Source organism: Sutcliffiella cohnii (assembly GCF_002250055.1).
Taxonomy (GTDB): domain Bacteria; phylum Bacillota; class Bacilli; order Bacillales; family Bacillaceae_I; genus Sutcliffiella; species Sutcliffiella cohnii.
The window spans coordinates 365,664-386,888 of sequence record NZ_CP018866.1 but is presented as its reverse complement, the minus strand read 5'-3'; the positions used below and the strand labels follow the sequence as shown (position 1 = coordinate 386,888).

At 33.8% G+C, this 21,225-nt stretch carries 24 protein-coding genes, 1 pseudogene and 1 other annotated feature; of the genes and pseudogenes, 12 read left to right on the top strand and 13 right to left on the bottom strand.

From position 1 onward, the window contains the following. The first annotated feature begins 79 nt into the window (after nt 1-79). Nucleotides 80-325, top strand: a binding site (T-box leader). 50 nt (nt 326-375) lie between these two features. After that, nucleotides 376-1,707, top strand: a complete 1,332-nt coding sequence (brnQ, locus tag BC6307_RS01785; RefSeq protein WP_066417008.1) for a branched-chain amino acid transport system II carrier protein — start codon at nt 376-378, stop codon at nt 1,705-1,707. Nucleotides 1,708-2,242: 535 nt separating this feature from the next. Here brnQ and BC6307_RS01780 read toward each other — a convergent pair. From BC6307_RS01780 to BC6307_RS24660, 6 genes are all read right to left on the bottom strand, one after another. Beyond that, nucleotides 2,243-2,818, bottom strand: coding sequence for a hypothetical protein (locus tag BC6307_RS01780; protein ID WP_066417006.1), 576 nt, complete (start codon nt 2,816-2,818; stop codon nt 2,243-2,245). Nucleotides 2,819-3,211: 393 nt separating this feature from the next. Next, complete coding sequence (locus tag BC6307_RS01775) at nt 3,212-4,309, bottom strand: hypothetical protein (protein ID WP_066417005.1); 1,098 nt, start codon at nt 4,307-4,309, stop codon at nt 3,212-3,214. Nucleotides 4,310-4,315: 6 nt separating this feature from the next. Then, nucleotides 4,316-5,923, bottom strand: a complete 1,608-nt coding sequence (locus BC6307_RS01770; protein ID WP_084380471.1) for a hypothetical protein — start codon at nt 5,921-5,923, stop codon at nt 4,316-4,318. A 507-nt stretch (nt 5,924-6,430) separates the two neighbouring features. Then, nucleotides 6,431-7,696: an amidohydrolase gene (locus BC6307_RS01765; protein ID WP_094366031.1), complete on the bottom strand. Its 1,266-nt coding sequence runs from the start codon at nt 7,694-7,696 to the stop codon at nt 6,431-6,433. An 828-nt stretch (nt 7,697-8,524) separates the two neighbouring features. Next, nucleotides 8,525-8,752: a hypothetical protein gene (locus BC6307_RS24665; RefSeq protein ID WP_157076661.1), complete on the bottom strand. Its 228-nt coding sequence runs from the start codon at nt 8,750-8,752 to the stop codon at nt 8,525-8,527. 182 nt (nt 8,753-8,934) lie between these two features. After that, a complete protein-coding gene (locus BC6307_RS24660) occupies nt 8,935-9,099 on the bottom strand; it encodes a hypothetical protein (protein WP_157729269.1) in 165 nt (54 codons plus the stop codon). Nucleotides 9,100-9,631: 532 nt separating this feature from the next. Between BC6307_RS24660 and BC6307_RS01755 the strand changes: the two genes are divergently transcribed. The 7 genes from BC6307_RS01755 (at nt 9,632) to BC6307_RS25430 (ending at nt 14,865) form a co-directional block, all read left to right on the top strand. Next, nucleotides 9,632-10,069, top strand: coding sequence for an Hsp20/alpha crystallin family protein (locus tag BC6307_RS01755; protein WP_066416999.1), 438 nt, complete (start codon nt 9,632-9,634; stop codon nt 10,067-10,069). 46 nt (nt 10,070-10,115) lie between these two features. After that, nucleotides 10,116-10,244 carry a hypothetical protein gene (locus BC6307_RS25435; protein ID WP_255452039.1) on the top strand — a complete coding sequence of 43 codons (129 nt, stop codon included), beginning with the start codon at nt 10,116-10,118 and terminating at the stop codon, nt 10,242-10,244. A 243-nt stretch (nt 10,245-10,487) separates the two neighbouring features. Further along, the gene (locus BC6307_RS01750) at nt 10,488-11,852 is read left to right on the top strand and encodes a spore germination protein (RefSeq protein ID WP_066416997.1); all 1,365 of its coding nucleotides are present in this window, start codon (nt 10,488-10,490) and stop codon (nt 11,850-11,852) included. 19 nt (nt 11,853-11,871) lie between these two features. After that, nucleotides 11,872-12,954, top strand: a complete 1,083-nt coding sequence (locus BC6307_RS01745; protein ID WP_066416995.1) for a GerAB/ArcD/ProY family transporter — start codon at nt 11,872-11,874, stop codon at nt 12,952-12,954. After that, the gene (locus BC6307_RS01740) at nt 12,947-14,029 is read left to right on the top strand and encodes a Ger(x)C family spore germination protein (RefSeq protein ID WP_066416992.1); all 1,083 of its coding nucleotides are present in this window, start codon (nt 12,947-12,949) and stop codon (nt 14,027-14,029) included. The genes BC6307_RS01745 and BC6307_RS01740 overlap by 8 nt, the downstream gene beginning before the upstream one ends. A gap of 77 nt (nt 14,030-14,106) precedes the next feature. Further along, nucleotides 14,107-14,538, top strand: coding sequence for a cell wall hydrolase (locus BC6307_RS01735; RefSeq protein WP_066154487.1), 432 nt, complete (start codon nt 14,107-14,109; stop codon nt 14,536-14,538). 243 nt (nt 14,539-14,781) lie between these two features. Continuing rightward, nucleotides 14,782-14,865 carry a mercury resistance system transport protein MerF gene (locus BC6307_RS25430; protein WP_342351663.1) on the top strand — a complete coding sequence of 28 codons (84 nt, stop codon included), beginning with the start codon at nt 14,782-14,784 and terminating at the stop codon, nt 14,863-14,865. Between the two features lie 66 nt (nt 14,866-14,931). Here the strand turns inward: BC6307_RS25430 and BC6307_RS01725 are convergent, their stop codons facing one another. Both BC6307_RS01725 and BC6307_RS01720 read right to left on the bottom strand, forming a co-directional pair. Next, entirely contained in the window at nt 14,932-15,480 is a 549-nt protein-coding gene (locus BC6307_RS01725; RefSeq protein WP_066416989.1) for a hypothetical protein, read from the bottom strand. After that, nucleotides 15,470-15,649: a hypothetical protein gene (locus BC6307_RS01720; protein ID WP_066416986.1), complete on the bottom strand. Its 180-nt coding sequence runs from the start codon at nt 15,647-15,649 to the stop codon at nt 15,470-15,472. The genes BC6307_RS01725 and BC6307_RS01720 overlap by 11 nt, the downstream gene beginning before the upstream one ends. A 503-nt stretch (nt 15,650-16,152) precedes the next feature. Here BC6307_RS01720 and BC6307_RS01715 point away from each other — a divergent pair. Next, on the top strand, nt 16,153-16,317 hold the full coding sequence (locus tag BC6307_RS01715) for a PspC domain-containing protein (RefSeq protein ID WP_084380469.1): 165 nt from the start codon (nt 16,153-16,155) through the stop codon (nt 16,315-16,317). Between the two features lie 21 nt (nt 16,318-16,338). On the opposite strand, the gene BC6307_RS01710 is transcribed toward BC6307_RS01715, so the two are convergent. The 3 genes from BC6307_RS01710 to BC6307_RS25425 form a co-directional block, all read right to left on the bottom strand. Then, nucleotides 16,339-16,806, bottom strand: coding sequence for a hypothetical protein (locus BC6307_RS01710; protein ID WP_094366029.1), 468 nt, complete (start codon nt 16,804-16,806; stop codon nt 16,339-16,341). A 370-nt stretch (nt 16,807-17,176) separates the two neighbouring features. Next, nucleotides 17,177-17,455 carry a hypothetical protein gene (locus BC6307_RS01705; protein WP_157076610.1) on the bottom strand — a complete coding sequence of 93 codons (279 nt, stop codon included), beginning with the start codon at nt 17,453-17,455 and terminating at the stop codon, nt 17,177-17,179. Nucleotides 17,456-17,503: 48 nt separating this feature from the next. Then, entirely contained in the window at nt 17,504-17,626 is a 123-nt protein-coding gene (locus BC6307_RS25425; protein ID WP_268874261.1) for a hypothetical protein, read from the bottom strand. 117 nt (nt 17,627-17,743) lie between these two features. Between BC6307_RS25425 and BC6307_RS01700 the strand changes: the two genes are divergently transcribed. The 3 genes and pseudogenes from BC6307_RS01700 (at nt 17,744) to BC6307_RS01690 (ending at nt 20,434) form a co-directional block, all read left to right on the top strand. Beyond that, nucleotides 17,744-18,196: a hypothetical protein gene (locus tag BC6307_RS01700; protein ID WP_066413765.1), complete on the top strand. Its 453-nt coding sequence runs from the start codon at nt 17,744-17,746 to the stop codon at nt 18,194-18,196. Nucleotides 18,197-18,668: 472 nt separating this feature from the next. Further along, nucleotides 18,669-19,759: pseudogene (locus BC6307_RS01695) on the top strand (transposase); the annotation flags it as partial. A gap of 324 nt (nt 19,760-20,083) precedes the next feature. Next, nucleotides 20,084-20,434 (top strand): hypothetical protein, encoded by a 351-nt coding sequence (locus BC6307_RS01690; RefSeq protein ID WP_066413768.1) that lies wholly within the window; start codon nt 20,084-20,086, stop codon nt 20,432-20,434. 318 nt (nt 20,435-20,752) lie between these two features. Here the strand turns inward: BC6307_RS01690 and BC6307_RS01685 are convergent, their stop codons facing one another. Then, nucleotides 20,753-20,953, bottom strand: a complete 201-nt coding sequence (locus BC6307_RS01685; protein WP_157076611.1) for a hypothetical protein — start codon at nt 20,951-20,953, stop codon at nt 20,753-20,755. A 46-nt stretch (nt 20,954-20,999) separates the two neighbouring features. After that, entirely contained in the window at nt 21,000-21,143 is a 144-nt protein-coding gene (locus BC6307_RS01680; RefSeq protein ID WP_235858086.1) for a hypothetical protein, read from the bottom strand. Nucleotides 21,144-21,225: the final 82 nt, after the last annotated feature.

The following is a 21,225-nucleotide window of genomic DNA, read 5'->3' as shown; positions in this document are numbered from 1 at the left end:
GACGGTAATCATCCCCACATCCCTTCTCAAAAAAAGCTATTGACATGTTTTGTTTTTTCTGATAAATTTCCTTTAATACAAAAAATCGATGAAGAGAACAGTAAGTTAGGAAATCTGATCCAAAGAGAGCCGGCGTTTGGTGGAAGTCGGTGTTCAGCCCCTATCTGAAAATCATCTCTGAGATGCAAAGCTGAAAATCTAGTAAGCTTTGACGGGTTGTCCGCCGTTACGATGGAACACGTATGATAGTACGTTGACTGAGCGCTGCAGTTTATTATTTTCTGCGGAATTAGGGTGGTAACGCGAGTATAAACTCGTCCCTTATTTTAAGGGGCGGGTTTTTTTGTATTCAAAAAACGAAAAGGAGAGAAACACATGCGTAAGTTTGATTCATTTTTTATCGGTTTATTATTATTTTCTATGTTCTTTGGAGCTGGGAATCTGATTTTCCCACCATTTTTAGGTGCACAATCTGGAACAGCCTTTTGGTTAGCGATGATTGGATTTGTTCTTACTGCCGTAGGTTTGCCGTTAGTCGTTCTATTTGCCATCGCCCGTGTTAAGGGAGGTATTCAAGCGATCGGTAACCGAGTTCATCCAGTATTTAGTACTATTTTTATGGTGATTGTCTATTTATCTATCGGTCCATTTTTAGCAATTCCACGGAATGCAAATGTTGCCTTTGAAATGGGACTAATGCCTTTACCTTTCATGAATGGAACCGATACAACCATTGTTTTACTATTGTTTTCCTTTGTATTTTTCTTACTCGTTTATCTCATTAGTCTAAATCCTACTAATCTAGAACGATATCTGGGACGTTTTATCACACCAATCCTACTCGTTGCAATAGTTATTCTTTGTATTGTTAGTTTCATGCAACTGGACGGGAAGTTCCTAGCACCAACTGGTGGATATGAAGCTGGAGCATTTTTCAAAGGATTTTTAGAAGGGTACAACACGATGGATGCCTTGGCTGCACTTGCTTTTGGGATTGTTATTTTAACGTCAATACGCCAGCGTGGAGTCTCGGATGAAAAACAATTAAAAGGCTACATGCTGAAAGCTTCTCTTATTGCAGGAACTCTACTCGCTACTGTCTATGTTTCGCTCGGTATTGTAGGTGGAAAAATGGCGATTAACGGTGAATTTGCAGATGGTACACAAATTCTCTCAGCCGTTTCTTTCAATTTATTTGGAAATAGTGGAACGGTGCTAATCGGTTTAATATTTACACTAGCATGTTTTACAACCGTTGTTGGCCTAACATCAGCTTGTGGGCAATATTTCTCGAAACTCATTCCTAAAGCAAATTATAAAACGGTTGTACTTGTGACGACATTGATTGGTTTTACACTGACTAATATGGGCCTCAGCCAAATATTAAAAGTGTCTGTTCCATTCTTGGTGACGGCTTATCCACTAACCATTGTGTTAATTGTGCTAACATTCTTCCATCACCAGTTTAAAGGTTCAAGAAATGTCTATGTCAGCGCACTTTCCTTTGCAGGGGTATTTGCTGTGATTAGTGGGTTAAACGCCTTTGGCATAAACTTGGGGCCAATCGAAACGGTTCGTTCCGTATTGCCACTAGCTAGTGTAGGGTTAGAGTGGGTTGTTCCTGCACTATTTGGGACTATCATCGGGGTCGTATTTGCCAAGATTGGTGGCCAAGCGAAAGCTGTTTCTATCGAAAGAACTGGATAACACGATTACTTAATCAATCTATGAAATTCAAATCGGAGAGCGGACAATCCTCTTACCTTTAAAAGAATTTCAGTTGCTCTATTTTTTAGCATCCAATCCGATGTATTGACTAGCGTGGAATATAAAGGTGATAACATTTTTCCATATATGCATTGAGGAGATAATTAAATGAAGTCGACAGGAATTGTCCGAAAAGTAGATTGCGAATTGAATTACGCAGGACGCTAGATATTACTGTAAAGGATTCACTTGTAATTTATGTAGAGGATATTGTCAAAAATTGGATTGCATTTTGACACTGTAAATGGTTACATCAATCTAGACTTTACAAATTCTCTTACAGAAAAATTCGACACAAATTAGAAAATTTCTTCAACAAAAATAACAAAGAGGTATCCAATAATTATTTTGGATACCTCTCTCAGATATGATTTGACCTTATTGGATAGCTATTTATCTTCAACCTAGTTAGTTTCTTACATTCTATTGCACAGGTCTTATTCAACATAATTCTGTTAGTTTAAATAATATAATCTCATAAATCTTTTCCAGTATAGTCCTTATATAATTTGCTAAGTTCTTTCATTTTGATTATAAGTTTTTCATTATCTGCATAACTATAAAGCCTTTTATAATAGTTATATGCACTTCTCAAAAGTGCTAATATAAATGCGTCTTTAGGTAAGATGAAACCTTTATATTTATTAATTGAGAGGTTTTCAGCTTCTTCTTCTGGAACCATTGTGATTTGTAATTGTATGCTTGTATCGTCGTATGTCTCTAGAGTAATTTTTTTATGATAGTAATCTAAGTATTCTATTGCATGACCATCGAGTAGATAAGAAGTAATTAATGAAATATACTTATTCCACAATTCATTAAGATAACCAAATTCTTCTTCTCCTAATAATTCTTGTTGATTTAATTTTATTTTAATAAATCCTCTTGGAGAAAAATCTATATAATCGTTCAGGTATCTTAATGCTAACTTAATTTCTGATTCTTTATCCTTATCTTCAAAATTTATAAATTGTCTCTCAATTTCTGATTTACTAAGCTTTTCATTAAACCATATGTTGTTTTTGCTAATAAAAGTGCGAACTTCTATCATTAAGTCACCTCAATATTGCAATGTAATCCAATATATCCTTGTCATAATAATTCACAATTCTTATTGCACTCTTCTGCATCGTAACAAAACTCTCATTTTCCTTACTTAAATAATACCAGAAAATAACAAAATAGGCGCAGAAGATTGCCTAATAATTTTAACTATGTGTAGTAGTTTCTTGTACAGTATTTAGTCTACTTTTCATTAAAGAATGGCAAATTTCTTATTCCTCAAATTCAATAAACAGAGTAGGACGCCAATTCCTGTCACCTCGTCCCATCCCGTTACCCGTAATTTATACTTTTCCAATTATTCATTAATGTATCTTCAATTACTTTATCTCGCTCAGATTTTGCCCTGTACAATGAGTAGAACGACATTCCTGTTCCTCGGTCAAAAAAGAAAATGAACAAAAGATACTATGAAAGCTATAATAGCAATAGACAATGTAATTTTTGATAATGTATTATTTGCTTTAGAATCTAATAAAGTTTTCAAGTTGAGTATCTCTTTATTAAGAGAATTTATCTTTTTTTCCTGTGCTTCAATAGTTTCTAAATTATTTCTAATTTGTTCATTTAATTCATTATTCCTTTCATGAAAATTACCTAATTGTTCTTCCTGCTTGTCTATATTTTCAGCTAGTACCTTTAACTGCTCACTATGTTGGTTATCAATCTCCGCATGCGCTTGCAATTGCTCTTCAAGTTTTATGTCGGTTTCTGCTTGAATTTTCAGTTGTTTTTCGTGTAGCTTACTAATCTCTACTTGAGCCTGTATCTGTTCACTGTGGATCCTGTCTAGTTCGGCTTGGGCCTTCAATTGTTCTTCCAGTCTTTTATTTGTCTTTGCATAGACCTTCAACTGTTCACTGTGCGACATATCGTTCTTTACCTGGGCTCGTAACTGTTCATCAATAGATTGGTTTATTTGGGATTGGTCTTTCAATGTCTTATCATGATTTTTTGTAGTTTCAGAGAGATTTTCTATTTTTCTAAGTATATCTTCTTGTTCCTTTAATTGCTTTACAACCGACATTAACTCTTGTCGAGCGAATTCAGATAATTCTTCTCGAGAAGCACCCTTTAACCTCATTTCTAGTTCACGAACAACAAACCGGTTACTAGCTATATTACTGACTCCAAGTCCGAAGAGGTATTTAGATATTTCAGCCAATTTCGTTTGAAATTCAAACGAAATTTTTTGTGCTTCCGCTCCTGACTGAACAGCCTTTGCTAGATCTAGTCCTGCCGATTGCAATTCTTCAATAGCAACTTTTTTCTTTCCAAAGCCAGCTGATCTATTTCCTGCATTAATTGCGGAATCTTTTGCTAACGTTGCAGCTTCCATCGCTTCTTTAACACTCTTGTCAAGCTCGTTGAGTTTACTTATTTGACCTTGAATTTGTAGAGGTAAATCTTCTTCGTTAAAACCTGATATACCAGATCGTAATATATCATCTGCCTCCAAAACAACTAATTCATTACTCAAGTTTCATTACCCCCATTTTAAAATATCGCTAATTTCTTCAATCAACCCTGAATTATGTTTTTTAATACCCTGTCTATATTCGCCGATGTTTTGCATCGATTGCCTGTTTGCTTCCTGAGCCTCTATGAAAGTCTTTGTCGTTTCTTCCATCATTCCAAGAGCTTCATTAATTGTTTTTTCAGCACTTTCTGCGGCTATCCATACATCCGCTTGCAAATAGTATATTTTAGCATTCATTAAGTGTAACTGTTCACTAAGAATGGCCATTCGTTCATTACGGAGTTTATTTTGTTTTAACCCCATAGTGAAATCAGTTCCAACTGCAATAGCAAACCTTCCGACCCCAACAAAGTTTACTCGCAAAAGAAATTCTTTTGTAAACATCGCTAGATTTCCACCTGATTTGATTGCTCCGCGGATGGCTGCATCACCTAAGTCAATTAGAGTAAATGTGCCTGTGGCTATTGTGAGCATTCGTACAATGGTGCGATTCCTCCAAGGCAACGTTTTATTCCAGTCTACTTGAGCTAATTGCCTTACCTGTCTTATATTTTTTTCTTTTATTACCATAGCAAGCCTACGAATGAAGTAAAATGCTCGTACTATACATTCGTTTATAATAACAGGGATTGCCTGACGCCCGAGTTCATATACCACTCCTAATTCAGCCCTCAGATCGAACCTTACCGGCTCAGTAATTTTGCCATTTGAATCTCGTTTGGCAAGTAAAGTGCCATTGAACAGCTTAGAAATCCATAATGAAAATTCTTTGACTCCGTCTTTATTTTTTATAGAGTTAAAGATTGGCAATGAAGACATTTCTTTTAAAAGAGAAAGCAATGGTCCAGGCAAACCAGTTCCAGCACCATGGTTAGAACTTGATCCTGCCATATCGCTAATCATATGAAAAAACCAAAAAACAGTACCAAACAAGAGCTTTTGCGGAACATCCTTACCAATAAAAGTCTTATCCTCCACATCGACAATTATAAAAAAACCGTTTTTATCAGTGCCATATGCTTTCCCACTAAACTGTGTGAGCATCGAAAAAATAAGACCTACAGGTGTGGGATGATGAGCAAAATCCCTTAAGTGATGCTGTTTACCACCTCCAAATTTATCAGTGACACTATCACTTGGTGTGCCAAATCCTTTTATATCAAGATCATTATGCTTTGCCCCACTTTCAAGATACCTAATTGCACCTTGAAGATCATCCCCTTCGTAACCTTGAGACTGCGCAACCTTAACAACAAATTGATTAACCTTATCATTGCTCCATTCTTTCCCACGATCTAAGCTAAAAGCACCAACCCAAAATGAATCAATTATTCCCGCAAGCACACCACTGCCAACAGCAACCATATAATCCATTCCATCTGAATGATTCGTAAGTCTATCTATTCCCTCGTTTAACTTATCTAACTTCTCTTTATTAGATGACAAGATTCCGTTCACTTCATCAAGACCAGCTTTAATATGTCTTTCTTTTTCATCCATATTATCTGATTTACCTTCTGTTATTACAGTCCCATGCTCAACCTCAAATTCGACCTCGAAATCATCGTCAACTATTTTTATGTTTGGGAATTTAATGATTTTCCCTTCCTCCATTTTACTCAGACACCTTTCGTTCATATAAGAATCACTTTACATGATTCTAGCCCATGAAAAATTTACCATTACTTTTATGCTATCTATTATAAAGAAAAAATTAATAGAGTATTAGCTAGAAATATACTGCCATAACTATAGTATAATCATACCAGTACAATAGTAGTATATTACAGTCGAAAAATGAAGAATATTTACAACATTATAATGTCGACCAGTCAGAGATTCTACAATTTCCCTGGCAATAAATATCGAAGGGTGTCATGAAAGGAAATTAAATAGTGTCAGTTACTTGTCGATAAGCGTTGAAAAACTTACTCTTGCAAAAAAAAGAACGCCCCTCCATGTTTCGAATTGGGAGGGGCGTTCTATATTTCTTAAGGTTCTTATCATTTTGAAGCGCAAACTCAACTCGGCTAGTTAAACTTTATTAATACAAGAGCCTTAGGTAAGGCTTTTAGGCTTAAAAGGATCGTCTCCATCAGAAATGGAACCTTTGTGAAAAAACTACTTTTTTTCTAACGAACCTGAAGAAAAGACACCTTTATGTAGTACAGCAACGCGCTTTGACAAACGTGCTACAGCTTCTGCAGAACAACTCGCAGGTACAAGGACAGCAGTGGCTTCATCTCCAACCTTTGGCCAGATTTGATTTCCTTCTTTATCTAAAGGTGTAATGCCTCTTGTAGCAAGTGATAAGGCACGCGATAAATCATACTCATTGCTCCAACCATATAATTGTGCTGCAAGATGTGCTTTCTGAAGAATATCTCCCACCCCAAACGGTGACCAATGATCTGTTATACTATCATTTCCAAGAAGGACTTCTACTCCTTGCTCTTGAAGGAGAGGTATTGGCATGACAGTTTTACCAATTGGAACAGATGAGGCAATTGAAATACCTAATGAAGCAAGCCGGTTTGCAAGCTTAATACCTGATTCTTCCGATAACGATGCAAGTGAGAACGCATGGCTGATTGTTACTTTTCCCTCTAGTCCTGCCTCTTCCGTAAAATCTGCCAACCTACTAATGGCTTTTATGCCCGATTCCCCACCCTCATGAAGATGAATATCAATGCCTACGTTATAGTCTACTGCGATTTGTACCATTGTTTCCAAAGACTTCTCCATATTTCCGTCCACTACGGTTGGATCAAGACCTCCAACATGTGTTACTCCAAGGTCCATAGCCTCTCGTAATAGTCCTTTTACATTTGAACGAAGCAATCCATGTTGAGGAAAAGCTACGATTTCATGTGATATTTTTTCTGAATAATTCTGTAAGGCTGCATTTAATTTTTCAAGATTATTTAGCCCGACAGTCTGGTCGATATTACAATGACTTCGAACATTTGTTGAACCGTAGCTCAGGATTAGTTCAATTAATTTTTCCGCACGTTCTTGTGTTGTTGGAAGCAATTCTGGTAGTAGCTTTTCTTCCAATTCAATCATGTCAAAAATACTTTTTCGATTTGCCGCAGCCCTCCAAGTACCTCCATAATAGGTTTTATCTAAATGGATATGCATTTCCTTAAAAGCAGGGAGAAGAAGCATCCCCTTCGCATCATAACAATCTATATCTCTTCTATATGGTAGATTCGTATCTTGTATTTTTATAATATTGCCGTTCTCAATTTCGATATTACGTATTTGAGTTTCAGTGTAGACAACTTGACCATCTTCATACTTATATCCACTTTCTAATCGAACATTTAAAAGCATAAAGGAATTCTTTTTATGTAGTTCTTCTTTGAACATATTTCTATCTTCCATTTGTTTGTTCTCCTTCGTGTTTTTTCTAACAATTCAAGAGAGTGATCTTTATGCAAATAGTACAAAAGATTTATCGGATCATGCTTGATTGCATTCTCAATTGCATAAATTACTTCTTCATATCTTCCTAAATTAATACCTTTACTACTTCTGACTTATTTGTACGTGTAACAATCATTGCCCCTGTTCTTCCCTGTAAGAAAACATTATTCATTTGGGTAGCGCCTTCGTAGTTAAAAAAACATCATCATTCATTCTATGTCTCGAGGAGCAAATTGCTAGGATAACGCTTCATAAAATGAAAATATGGTGAAACACAAAGAACAATTTGCTTTTATATAGTTTTTTTAACCTTTGACCTTCATTTATCTTCCAATATCTGTTTGTACGAGTTTTCTGGCCCCTCGTCCCACCGAAAGCAAAAAAATAGCCCATTCCTGAATGGAGATGGGTCAAATGATAAAACTTCTTTTATAATAACGTTATGCTTTTTACTAATATGGTTTGCTAATAACCTCGGTTCCTATATCAACCGTTTTACCTGTTAAACTAACTCCTCGGAAGCCGCAAAGGTTATTAGCAGGGTAAAGATTGTTAACATTGTCATCCCAATCATCTCCTTATTATCTTTCAAGAGTGACTCCCATGAAGTCGTCATAGCAATTGAGAGGGTATTAGCGATAAACACACCAATAATCCAATAACTGCTACTTAGGGCAATGTTTATTGATTTGGCGAGGAGTACGGGATTCGAACCCGTAACTGCGGCATACTTATTCAAGTATAGTTTATTATAGACAACCTTATTTATAGTGTCAAAATTCTGTATTAATTTCTAACAGTCGCTAGATTATAGCCCTGAATATTTAATGTTTCAAACAATGTTTTAAAATTGGATACTGTCTCATTATCAAGTTGGATTTTCCTGTTTACTACTTTATCGTGAAATTCTTTTGCGGCTAATTTCTTCGACGAACTAGAACCATCGTATGGGTTACTCAATTTTTTAGAATCATCTTTGGCAATTAACGACTCAATTGTTTTTGGGTTGCTCACCATTTTCTCCTTAACTACTTCTTCGTTACAACTTATGAATACAATTTTTTCTTCTAGAGTCTCATCCAGTTTATTGACTAAAACATCGTATTCGATGTAACCTGCTTTATCATAGTCTAATAAAACCATGAATAATACAGGAGTAAGTAAAAGAAATTCCCTAAACTCATAGTCTAGGGAAGCTAAAATTTAAAATAGTGATTGATATTTCCTATCAAAATGTCATTTTCCAATATTTGTGTGGATGAGTTTCCTGTCCCTTCGTCTCTTCTAGCAGTAGGTGGCTCTGTTGCACCACTTGCAGCAGCGGAAGAAATCACGATTAGCACCATCAATGACTTAGCCATGAAAAATCGTAACATCATTGGCGCACGTATGGGTAAAGCCGTACCACAACTATCCAAATGGTCGAATTCTATAAGAATAGGAACTTCGCATTCGACAAACTTGCTCAATTCTACAAACTTGAGGAAATCAATGAAGCCGCCGAAGACTCGAATTCCGGTAAGACAATTAAACCAATCCTGGTGATTGATGAGAGCTACGAGCCGAGAGCTTAATTGCTTAATAGATAAAAAAAAGGGGCTGTCCCAAAAGTGAGTTAAACTGACATTTGACAGCCTCTTATATTCAAAACTTTAAATTCAGCTATATAGTCAACTGACATAGAGGCATGTCCCATTCAGGTGATTTGTTTTACTTAACCTGCACTTACCGCCCTATATTCTTCTTCCAATATATGTGTGCACGAGTTTCCTGTCCCTTCGTCCCACAGTACAGATACGAATCCATTTGTACAGAACGTAAAGTAAAGGATTTATGAATAAACGTATACAAAATTGGAATAATATCTTTGAAAATAACCAAGGAGGATTGAATATGTCATTAGTACCTTATGATCCATTTAGACAATTATCAAATATAAGAAGAGAATTCGATCGTTTCTTTTCGGAATTACCAATTTCGTTTGACAATGAACATGGTATAGGTGGGATTCGAGTAGATGTTCATGAAACTGAGAATGAGGTTGTGGCAACATGTGATTTACCTGGTCTTGAAAAGAAAGAAGATGTAGATATTGATATACAAAATAACAGATTAAGCATTAGTGGTTCTATCAAGCGTACCAATGAAATAAAAGAAGAAAATATGTTAAAAAAGGAACGCTATACAGGTCGTTTTCAACGTATGATAACACTTCCAAGCCCCGTTTCACATGATGGGGTTAAAGCTACGTACAAAAATGGAATACTTGAAATAACAATGCCAAAAGTGGCGAAGGACGTAAAAAAGAAGATAGATGTAAGTTTCCAGTAACATGAGTAAATTGCTACTGGTCATGAAAGATTTCGGGTATGACTACATGCAGGAATTAGCTAAAGAAAGTCCTGATTTGGTGGATTTGATAATTTTAACTATTCATTCACCTGAACAACAAAAGAAAAAGGTCATTTCTGAGTTAACAGATAATATTAAGAAAAGCTTTTTATAAATCTGATAAGGATCATAGGCTTTATATAAGCTAATAAATAATCATTATAGTACCTAAATTGTAATTAATTCATCGAAAGAGAAAGACAGGTTAAATAACTTGTCTTTTTTGTTTTGCAATTAACAAAAGATTATTTGGTCAATCTTTGTAATAACATGTTTACTATAACCAACATAAATAATTATGAATAACATACCATAATTTTGTAATGCTAACTGTAAACTAACATTTTGAGAGGATATTATGTACATAAATAAAAACTTGTCTGTACATGTCAAAGATCGATTAGATTATTGTGATGACTTAGTAATTAGGACATTTCCAGAGTTGAAAATTGAGGTATTATATTTTGGTCATCTAGTAGGGGAAGAAGAGTTGAAAAATAACATTTTACAACCTTTTTCAAATACAAATGATGAGGAAGTAAAAATTATATTAAGAAGAAAACAATATCAACAAGAAGAAGATATTAATTTAATGGTTAAGGGAGTACTTGAAGGAAAAGCATTAATAATATACCAAAATTCACTTGCGTATGCAGTAGATATTTATGTTCCTAAAACAAGAAGTGTTTCTCCAGCAGAAATTGAAACAGTAATTGTAGGATCCAAAGAAGCCTTTATAGAAGATATTGGAACTAACTTGTCTATGATTAGGAGAAGGATTAAATCAGACTATTTAAAAGTTCTTAGTTATAACATAGGTACCATCACACAAACGAAAATGTATTTGTTATATATTGAGGGGATTACTTCTCCTATATTAGTTAAAGGATTGCAAGAAAAGATCAATAACATTGATACAAAAGGAGTTAATGACTTAAATAAAATTATACAGTATTTAGACAAGAAGCCGTTATCTGTTTTTCCGCAGTATTTTACGACGGAGAGACCAGATGTCTCGACATCTAAGTTACTTGAGGGCAGAGTTCTTTGTTTAATGGATGGCAGCCCCTACTCATTATCAACCCCAACAAATTTCTTTGAATTCTTTCAATCCCCAGATGATTATAATCAACGGTGGTTACTTGGTACTTTATCTAGGTTATTAAGATTTGCTGCACTATTTATAACATTATTCGCTTCCGCTTTTTATGTAGCAGTGTCAATGTTTCATTATGAGATTATCCCTGTTAAATTACTTCATGAGTTTATTCAATCAAGAAGTAAAGTACCATTTAATCCAGTAATTGAGGCATTAATTATTGAAGGTATTATTGAATTGTTAAGAGAAGCGGGAGCAAGACTGCCTTCTAAAATTGGACAAACAATTGGCATAGTTGGGGGAATAGTAATTGGTACCGCGGCAGTAGAGGCTGGTTTTACAAGCAATGTTCTAATTATTGTAGTTTCTATATCTGCCATATCATCTTTTGTAGTACCACATATCATAATGACAGCATCTTTAAGAATTACTCGATTTTTCTTTATTATTCTTGCATCCATATGGGGCTTTTTTGGGATCATTTTTGGATTTGTTATTATATTGATTCACCTCTGCAGGTTAAAGAATTTAGGGGAGTATTATTTAAAGCCTATATCCCCACTATCTTTGAAGGATATAAAAGATACTATCATTCGTGCTCCTTATCAGTTTTTTAAGAAATAGGTTAAGGAGGGAGCCTTATATGCAAACTGAAAAATTTAAACCGTTCTATCTCTTTTTTATTACTTATATGACTCAAACGGGTATAGTGCTCTTTATGTTACCTAACATGGTAGCCAATTATTTTGGATATAATGGTTGGTTAATGATTATACCCATTTCAGTTTTTGCTATGATTCAAATTGGATTAATTGCTGGAATTTATTATTTTAATAAAGGAAGTTCAATTTTTCAAACAATCGAGACTTCTTTTTCAAAGGTGAATATTATTGCCAAACCTTTGTATCTTTGTTTGAGTATATTTTGGTCCGTTCTTTCCATTACAGTTGCAAAACAATATGTACATGTTATGAAGTTTTTATACTTTCCACAAACAAATATACAATGGTTTGTACTGTTAACATTAATTCTTACGTATTACCTTGTGACAAGTGGAATCGTAACAATTGCTCACGTCTCTACATTGTTTTTCTTCTTATCAGCACCAATGATATTCCTTTTAATTTATTTTGTTCCCGATTTCTCTTTTTTGCAATTTTCTACCTTTGTTTTTAATGAACATAATGACTTTTATGGAGGCATGATAGAGTTATATACAGCATTTCTAGGGTTTGAAGTAACACTATTCATGTTTCCTTACATAAAAAAAGAGAAAAAGGTTTTTAAATACGTGTTTTGGGGGCACCTGTATACCACATTAATATATTTGAGTGTAACGATTTTTTGTTACGGGTTTAATAGTTTCCAACAATTAAATTATCAAGTTTATCCCGTAATAAATTTATTGCAGTATATAGAATTTGACTTTATTGAACGATTGGACTCCGGATTTTTTATATTATTTTATTTGAAGTTAATAATTACTATAACGATGTATATATGGATTAGTTTAGTTACGTTTAAAAGAGTTGTTATGTGGAGTGCTCAACGTAGTGCTTTTGCATTATTGGTAGTTGGATACTTAGTGACATTACCATTTGTCACCAAAAATGAACTTACTTCTTTGTTATCTTTATTAGCAAAAGTTCAAATACTAATATCCATTTTCTTACCACTGTTAGTATTGACAATTATATTTTTAAAAAGAAGGAGAAAACATGTCTAGAATCTTACTAATTATTCTAATATTGTTGGTACTACCGGGATGTAGGGACCAAAAAATTGTAGAAGAGTTAGGGTTTATTCATACAATAGGTTATGAGTTAATTGAAGAAGGAGAAAATTCAGGGAAACTTGAAGTGACAATATCTCTACCAGTAGCAGAAACCTTAAAACAACAGACAATCACTACGGTGGTTGAAACTTCGAAGGAATCAAGAATATTTTTAAGTAAAAAAACAGATAAAAATTTAGTTTCCGGGCAAATTCGAAGTATTTTAATTGGAGAGAAACTAGCAGAAAAGGGAGTATGGGATTTAATTGACACATTTTATCGAGACCCTGTTTCAAGACCTACAGTAAAACTGTCAATAGTAAAAAGCAATCCAAAACAATTATTATCAAAGGACTATCCAGAATATAAAATGGTTGACACTGTAATCGAAAATCTTCTAAAAAAAGAAGCAAGGTTAAATACAATTCCTGAAATGGATATACATAAATTTGCAAAAGATTACCTAGACGATGCTATTGATCCTATTGCTCCTATTATTTTACAATCGGAAGACGGAATAATGTCGGACGGAATCGGGTTATTTAGTGGTGACCAGTTAAAAACAACCATACCAGCCATACAAGCAAGAATCTTTTTTTTACTAACTGGAGAGTTTAAAGAAGGTGATTTATTAATTAAAAACGAAGAAGAAAAAGTATTATTTAGTTTTTTAACGAATAAAAGAAGTATAGATGTTACACTAGGAGATAAAGAAGAAATAGATGTGAAGTTGTCAATTGATTTTAAAGGCTTCTTACTGGAATACCAAGGAAATAAAGACATCACTAATGAAAAAGAAATAGAAGCATTAGAGAATTACATTCAAGAAAATATTGAAAATCAAATACGAGATATATTGGAAACTATGAAGGAACATCAAATAGATAACCTCGGTTTAGGAAAGTATATAAAACAAAAAATGGATTATCAAACATGGAAAAACTTGGACTGGCCCAAGACAATTGACAGGGTGAATGTTACCCCTAGTGTTACCGTTAAAATAATTGATACCGGGATGGTTAAATAAAAAAACTTGCTGAGTATTTATCATGGCTTTAATGAATAGTATTAAAGTACGACTTAGTTTATGCAAAGGAGGGCATCATGGCTGTAATAAAGGCAAGTTATAATGATAAAAGACTTCTAGCAAGACTTATCCGTGCGGAAGCAGAAGGTGAAGGGGAGCAAGGAATGTTATTAGTCGCCAATGTTTGTGTAAATAGAGTACGAGTAAGGTGTTTAGATTTTGTTGATATTAATTCTGTAGAACGAATGGTTTGGCAGTCCCCTGGAGGATTTGAAGCCGTACACCATCCATACTTTTATCAAAGGGCAAGAGAAAAAGAAATCAGATTAGCAGAACGAATAATTAATGGTGAAAGGCATCATCCAGCAGAACGAGCACTATGGTTTTTTAGACCGAATGGCACTTGCCCTGCCCAGTGGTGGAATCAGTGGAACAGTGGCCGATATAAACTTCATTGCTTCTACTCACCTGTTGAATCCGAATGTCCAGATGTATATAGGGTTTATTGAATATAACAATAATCTCTAAGAAAATTGTAAAGAAAAATAAACAAAAGAAACTTAAGCAAGCTTAAGTCAGACTGTAGACAAACTCATGGAAATTGAGTTTGCATACAGCTTTTTTGATTTAAACTTGTATTAAGAAAATCTTGAGGTGATAAATATGGGGTACCGTCAGGAAGAATGAAAGGTATTTTGAAATGAAACATAAAACATAATAAGACCTTTATTGCAGGGCATATAGGTACATTTTTGGTTTTGTTATGTTGTGCTACACCTATTTTAGTAATTTTATTAGGTACGCTTGGATTAGGCGCAATAACAAAGAGACTATAGAATTTGGATAATCTATAGTCTCATTTGTTATTTTAGAGAAAACATTATTTATACATTTATCTTCTATTATTGTAATGGAGCATTAATGAAAGAATCTGTAAAAGAACCAAAATTCAATGTCTGAGATAGTGGAAAATCGCCTCCAAGTGGGATACCGTAAATCGCCTTCATTGTATAGGTTGCATTAAACCTTGCAGAAGTTCCTAAATTCGTTCCAGTTGTAGAAACACTATCTATGTATGGTGTAAAAGCAGATCCAAAGGTAGCTGTATCTAACCTTAACGTAGGGGATTGAACATTCGTTACTCTATTTGTCCTAGCATCATATGAATAATAACCAGAAAGCCTAGTAATCCATTCCTTGGTAAATCTACCGGAGGACTCTGTTGCCTCACGAGAAAAAAGTCTAGAAACACTCTTACCTCTTATGTCCATAGTAGTAAAATTAGATGTGGACATCTCATGTTTTTCAAGTAGCCCTGTTTCTTTAACTGCTACATCTTTTTCAATTACAAATGAAATCGAGTTATCTCCCATGAAAAGTTTTTGTAGACTTTGATAATCCCCTTTACTATGTAAATCTTTAATTTGTTCTATGTATATATCACTGTTCATTAGTTTTCCTAAGTTTTATGCTTTTATTATCATTACCTGCAGCAGCTGAAGAAAAGGTAGATGGAGTAAGTGAATTATTTAAAGAATTTGTAGATGAGGCTTTCGAAGATGTAAAAAATTTTAGAGTTGAAGACTCAAATGGATTAGATGTACTAATAATTTTTTTCATTTACACTACTCCTTTGACATTTTATTCTCTTCTACAATACCACAATCAACCATAAAATGTAAGATAAAGAGTAGAAAAAGTATAAAAATTCTGATAGTTTTATATTATTAGTATATTAATTAGGTTGCAAGTTTAGTTGAAAACATAATATATATTGCAAAAAAAAGATCTAGTTTTGCAGTCAGGGGATTAAGTTCATTTACACAAGTCAAATAGGAGCACATTAATCAAAGAGCAAAGAATATTGTTGTCGATGATACAGCTAGAAAATAAGATACTGACGAGTTTAATATCTCTATCTGGTAAATTCATTTTGATTGCAGCTTATGTAAGAGGAATTAAAGATGAATAAAAAATAGTTCCGTTAAAAGGTTTTCGGTTGCTTTAATAATCGATAGAATGAGGTTAAAAATATGCTATAATGAATTTATTTATTGAAAGATTTATTGAAAGAAATGTCTGTACCTAATGTTAATATAATTTTACTTAAAGGGGGAATTTAAATGTTACAAAAACCCACGACTGATAAGATGATTTTTGGGGTGTGTCGAGGGATTTCTGAGTCTTTTGGTATACCACCTTTAATTTTAAGGGCAATATTTTTGGTTACTGCACCTATTTCTATTTTTGTATATATATTACTTATTGGCTTTATCTTAAAAAAATAACCCTAACGAGAAGACCTTTGACTACCCAATAGTAGTAATGCAATTGTGCTTAACGACTGGAGAAACTCCTTGAAACAGGGGGACAGGAAAGCCGTCCACACATTTTTTGACATTTATGTTAACAAATGCGTGCACAATATTCCTGTCCCCTTGTTCCACTCGTACATGATACCCCTCAAGGTGACATTTAAAGACTAAATGTTCATAGTAATGTCCAGTAGTTTCAATGCCGACCACCACTCGCGTATTAGCTCTTACTTTATGTCTTCCAATAAGAGTTTTTAACTTAGTAAAACCAGACATAGATGCATCTATATCAAATGGTTTTTCTAATATTTCTCCATAAAACGAAGCAATCATAGCTTTGGGAGTATATTTAGCTGCATCAATCGCAACAATTAAAACATTCTCTACTCCAGTCTCTCTCACAAATTGCGCCCATCGACTTCCAATCTTACCTTGAATATGATTTAATGTTGAATATACCATCGTTTTCATCTCCTTTGGTCGGGAATGTAGTTTGGAAGTTCTGTGATAGGTACTTCTATTTTACAATGAAAACGGTGGTTTTTTATCGTAGTTTACCTATTTACTATACTAGGAAAGTCGTTCACACATTTATTGGAAATATCCTAACCAAAACATTTATTATAAAATTTTCAAGAGTAAATAAAATCAGACATTTTTTTAAGGAAACATTATTTATTTGGATAGCATCGTTCATTTTACAAGTTCAATTTACTAGGATATAGCTTAAAAACTATCATCACTATATACTAAGAGCAAACTATTAGGATTACACTCCCAAGAGTAAAAATATTGTGAACCACAAAGAACAATTGATTTTCAAGTAGATTTTTTAACCTTGACCCTCAATTGTTTTCCAATATCTGTATGAAGGATTTTCTGTCCCCTCGTTCCATTTACTGAGAGTGTTTGAAGACTCTATATAACGATAAGTTTCTCCACCACCTATGATCGTGTTGATTCCTATGTCTCCTTCGATGTTACTCGGGTCATAAATTATAGGTTTTTGAATTTGTGTTGGAGTTATTGTCTCTGTTGAATTTTCAATTTCTTCTACCATACGAATATATTCTTCTAGAGGTAAAGAAACTAGATTATCTTCTTCGTCCAATACAAATGTTTCAGTGATTTGTTTAGTGAGTTCAGCATCTGCATATAATTATTTACCGTCTGCTGTTTGATATAAATCACCGGATAACTGTTCAACATTTTGGGTGTTTGCAAAAGTGTTAGTTGGGATTAAACAAAGTAGTAAGACAATAATAAGAGATAATTTTTTCATTTTCTTTCCTCCACTTCCAAATTTTTATTGGCATTGTTCTGATTGTACTATAAAATTATTCTGAATAGTTACACTTTTCCAAAAAAATCTAAAAAAAAAGGAGAGTGTTCCATTTTTATGAAAAGAATAATGTTTTTCGGGTTTTTTATTTTACTCATTGGATGTTCAAACCAACAATTTGCTTCTGAAGAGGAATTTGTTGATTTTGTAAAGTCAACAAAGGATTATGAGAATGTGATTTTCTTAGCAGAGGAGAAAATAGAAGAATACACTATTTATCCAATAATACAAGAAGAGGCCATTAGCTTTTTATTATTAGAGAAAAATAAAAACAACACATTTGAATGGGATGTTATAAGTGATTTTAGGGAGTATGAAATTACATCTGATTATTCTTTTGATATTGCAACAAAAAGTTCAATAAATGTTTTATACGGAAAGGTAAATGACGAAAAAGAAGTAAGTAATGTTTTTTTAAACGGGGAGGCTATTACTTATAGTAAGGACAATAATTTTTTTTACAAAATTTCTAATGGTGAGATGATAGTAGAAGATATTACATTGAACTAGAAGTGTATTTTTATCATTTTGTATTCTTGTTTATTTAGGTTAACAAAAAACCGAAATTTAGATGTTTAAACTTATATTAAAATTCTTAATATAGGATTTTTTATTAGATACTATAAAAGGGATTAAAAAACACACATGGTCTTATTTAAATTATTTAAGGCTCTATCTTCTTAAAAGCAGAAATCATCTTAGTTAATTCAAAATCCCTTATATACAAAAAATAATGCTATCAATATTTTTAACGGTACTCTCAAATCCGCAGACATAAATATGCGATGCGGGATTTGACCTTACTACTGGTTTTAGTATATGGGTTGTTGAAACAATGCTCCTATTTGTTTCAATCTGTTTAAATAAGCTAAAATGATTCACATATAACTTTTCTGAATCTAGAGGTGTGGATATGTCTGCATGTATGGTGCTAATAATGTTGTTTAAACAAATAATTGCTTTTTACGTTGGTAGTAATAGGCGTCTAGACTGTGGATTTTTGGTATCTGATACAGTACCTTCAGAAGCAGCTTACTCAAGAATGGTGACCATCATTAGCGAATCAAACGTGCTAGAAGAAGTGAAAGAAATGATCCTTCATCAGGCTATCTCAGAAGGCTTTATTACTGATGATACAATAGCGATTGATGCGACACACTTTGAGGCCAAAGATCAAGCACCTCCAAAAGAAGAAAAACCAAAAATAGAACCTAAGAAACGTGGGCGCAAATCAAAGGAAGAAAGGGAACAATGGTTGATTGAAAAAACTGAGCGTGAAGCCTCTTTGAAAAGAAAATTGAAGAACAATTGGACGTTCCATTAGAACAACTTCGTGCTGAAATTCCCCAGAATCCAGAATGGGGAGTGAAGAAAAATAGTGAAGGAAAGAACGTTTTTTGGTATGGCTATAAAGCGCATTTAGCTGTTGGCACAAAAAGCCAATACATTCTTCAATCCCTGATTTCTTCTGGCAATTTGAATGACGGAAAAGCAGCGATACCTTTATTAAAAGGAATTCAAGAACGTGTCCCACTTTCCACTATACGTTACAACACCTTGGATGCTGGATATGATTACGAAGCGATTTATACACAGATTCACCGAATGGGTCTACAATCAGTAATTGCCTATAATAAGCGTAATGAGCCTGAGCCAGAAGGTTTTGATAAACATTTCGCACCCACATGTTTCCGAGAACACTCGTACCGTTATGATAGTTTCGATCCGAAATACGAAACACTCAAATATACACGACCAAAGGAATGTAAAGACTGTCCCTTAGCCAATGAAGGTCTTTGTCAAAAGATCTATAAAGTGAAAATCACAACGGATTTAAGAAAATATACCGCACCAGCACGAGGGTCAAAAGCTTGGAAAACCATCTTTAAACAGCGAACTGCGGTGGAACGTGTAAATGCTTATCTTAAATTATATTTTCAACTAAACAATGTACGTTATCGGACTGGAAAACGCGCTAAAGTTCACTTTGACCTAGTTACCTTAGTTTACAATGCTTCAAAATTGGCTGCTGATCGAATAAATGCCATGATAAATCAACAACTAGCTGCCTAAAGTACCATTCTTAATTTCCAAACCAGTTGATTGGAGCGGAAGGCGGCGACTCCTGCGGGAAAAGCGTGGCCAGGTGAGACCCCGCAAGAGCGAAGCGATGAGGAGGCTCACGGACCGCCCGCGGAAAGCGTCCGCCTGTAGTGGAAATCAACACCTATTCAACAGGCATCAACTAAAAAAATTTAAGTAGCTAACATTCTGTGGGTCTGTGTTTCTTTAAAATAATGGATTATGAAATTGATTCTAATATATGTTTTTTTAAAAAACTTGGCTTTTCCCCTTTTTAATTATATAATTTTTTATAAAAATTAAGGAGAAGTACTTATGACATATTATTATTATATTGCAGCTGATCGACCTTTTAAATTTTCTGAAGGACAGCTTGATGCCTGGCAAGTAGATCGTGATATAGAAGATTATATTGATGGGTTCGATGTCCCAATTCAACTTGAAATGTTTAGCCTAGAAAAGGAAAAAGAATTATTCCCTTTATTTTTGTGCATTAAATACCATTTTGAACATTTTCCGACAAGCACTGTTCAAATTGCTAACTATTTAAATTCAAACATTGAAGATTGTACGATTGACAAGAAAAAATCAATTTATTTAAAAGAGTTAACTGATCCAAAGCAACTTGCTCTTGATGTAGGAGAGCTGATAACAATCAAAAATTAAACCTCGCATATTTAAGTTTGTATTTTTATTTGTGCATAATCTTTCATAAAAGAATCGTATGAACTTTCATTTGTAAAAGTAAATTGGTTGTCTACGATAAATGTCGCAAATTGTATAAATCCCTCGTAGATTGCTTTTCTATAAATTAGTTTCGGAATTTTTTTCGTTTGGTCTCATTCTCGTTATGATAAGTTGAAATGAAAATAATATAATCTTCGCCAGACACTTGTATTTTCACGTCAAATATTGAATCTAGAAATTCAATTTCATACTGTTTGTTTTCTGGAAAATATAGCGGTTCCATTAATGTTTGCCACGTCAAGAGCAAGTCTGTGGTGTCCATATTTTTGAAAATATGGACTCTCCATTATACGAAAGCTCAACTGAACCTTCTAAATAGTCACCTTCATTTTCAAGAAGTGTATTATTCGCAAATTGTACCGTTTTTTGATTTGTAATTGATACAAATTCTAGTGAATCAAATGGTGATTGAATATTTAATATGTATGTTTCCATCAATGCTAGGTTCTACTTCATCAAGCTACTCCTATTTTAATTCTTTTTTTCAATCTCTAAACTCTCTAAACAATACGTTCAGCTCACTTTCATCATAATAGCCTTCGTCACTTATAAATTTCTCTACATCAATAGTACCATCACCTAAAAATTCAACTTCCCACCTTTGACCAGGAACGACTATTTCAATCATAATTGCTTCTTTTCTGATTTTATTTAACTTATAATAAATGTTTTTATCTTCTAGTTTATTTAAGAAGCTTAATAAGTTTCCA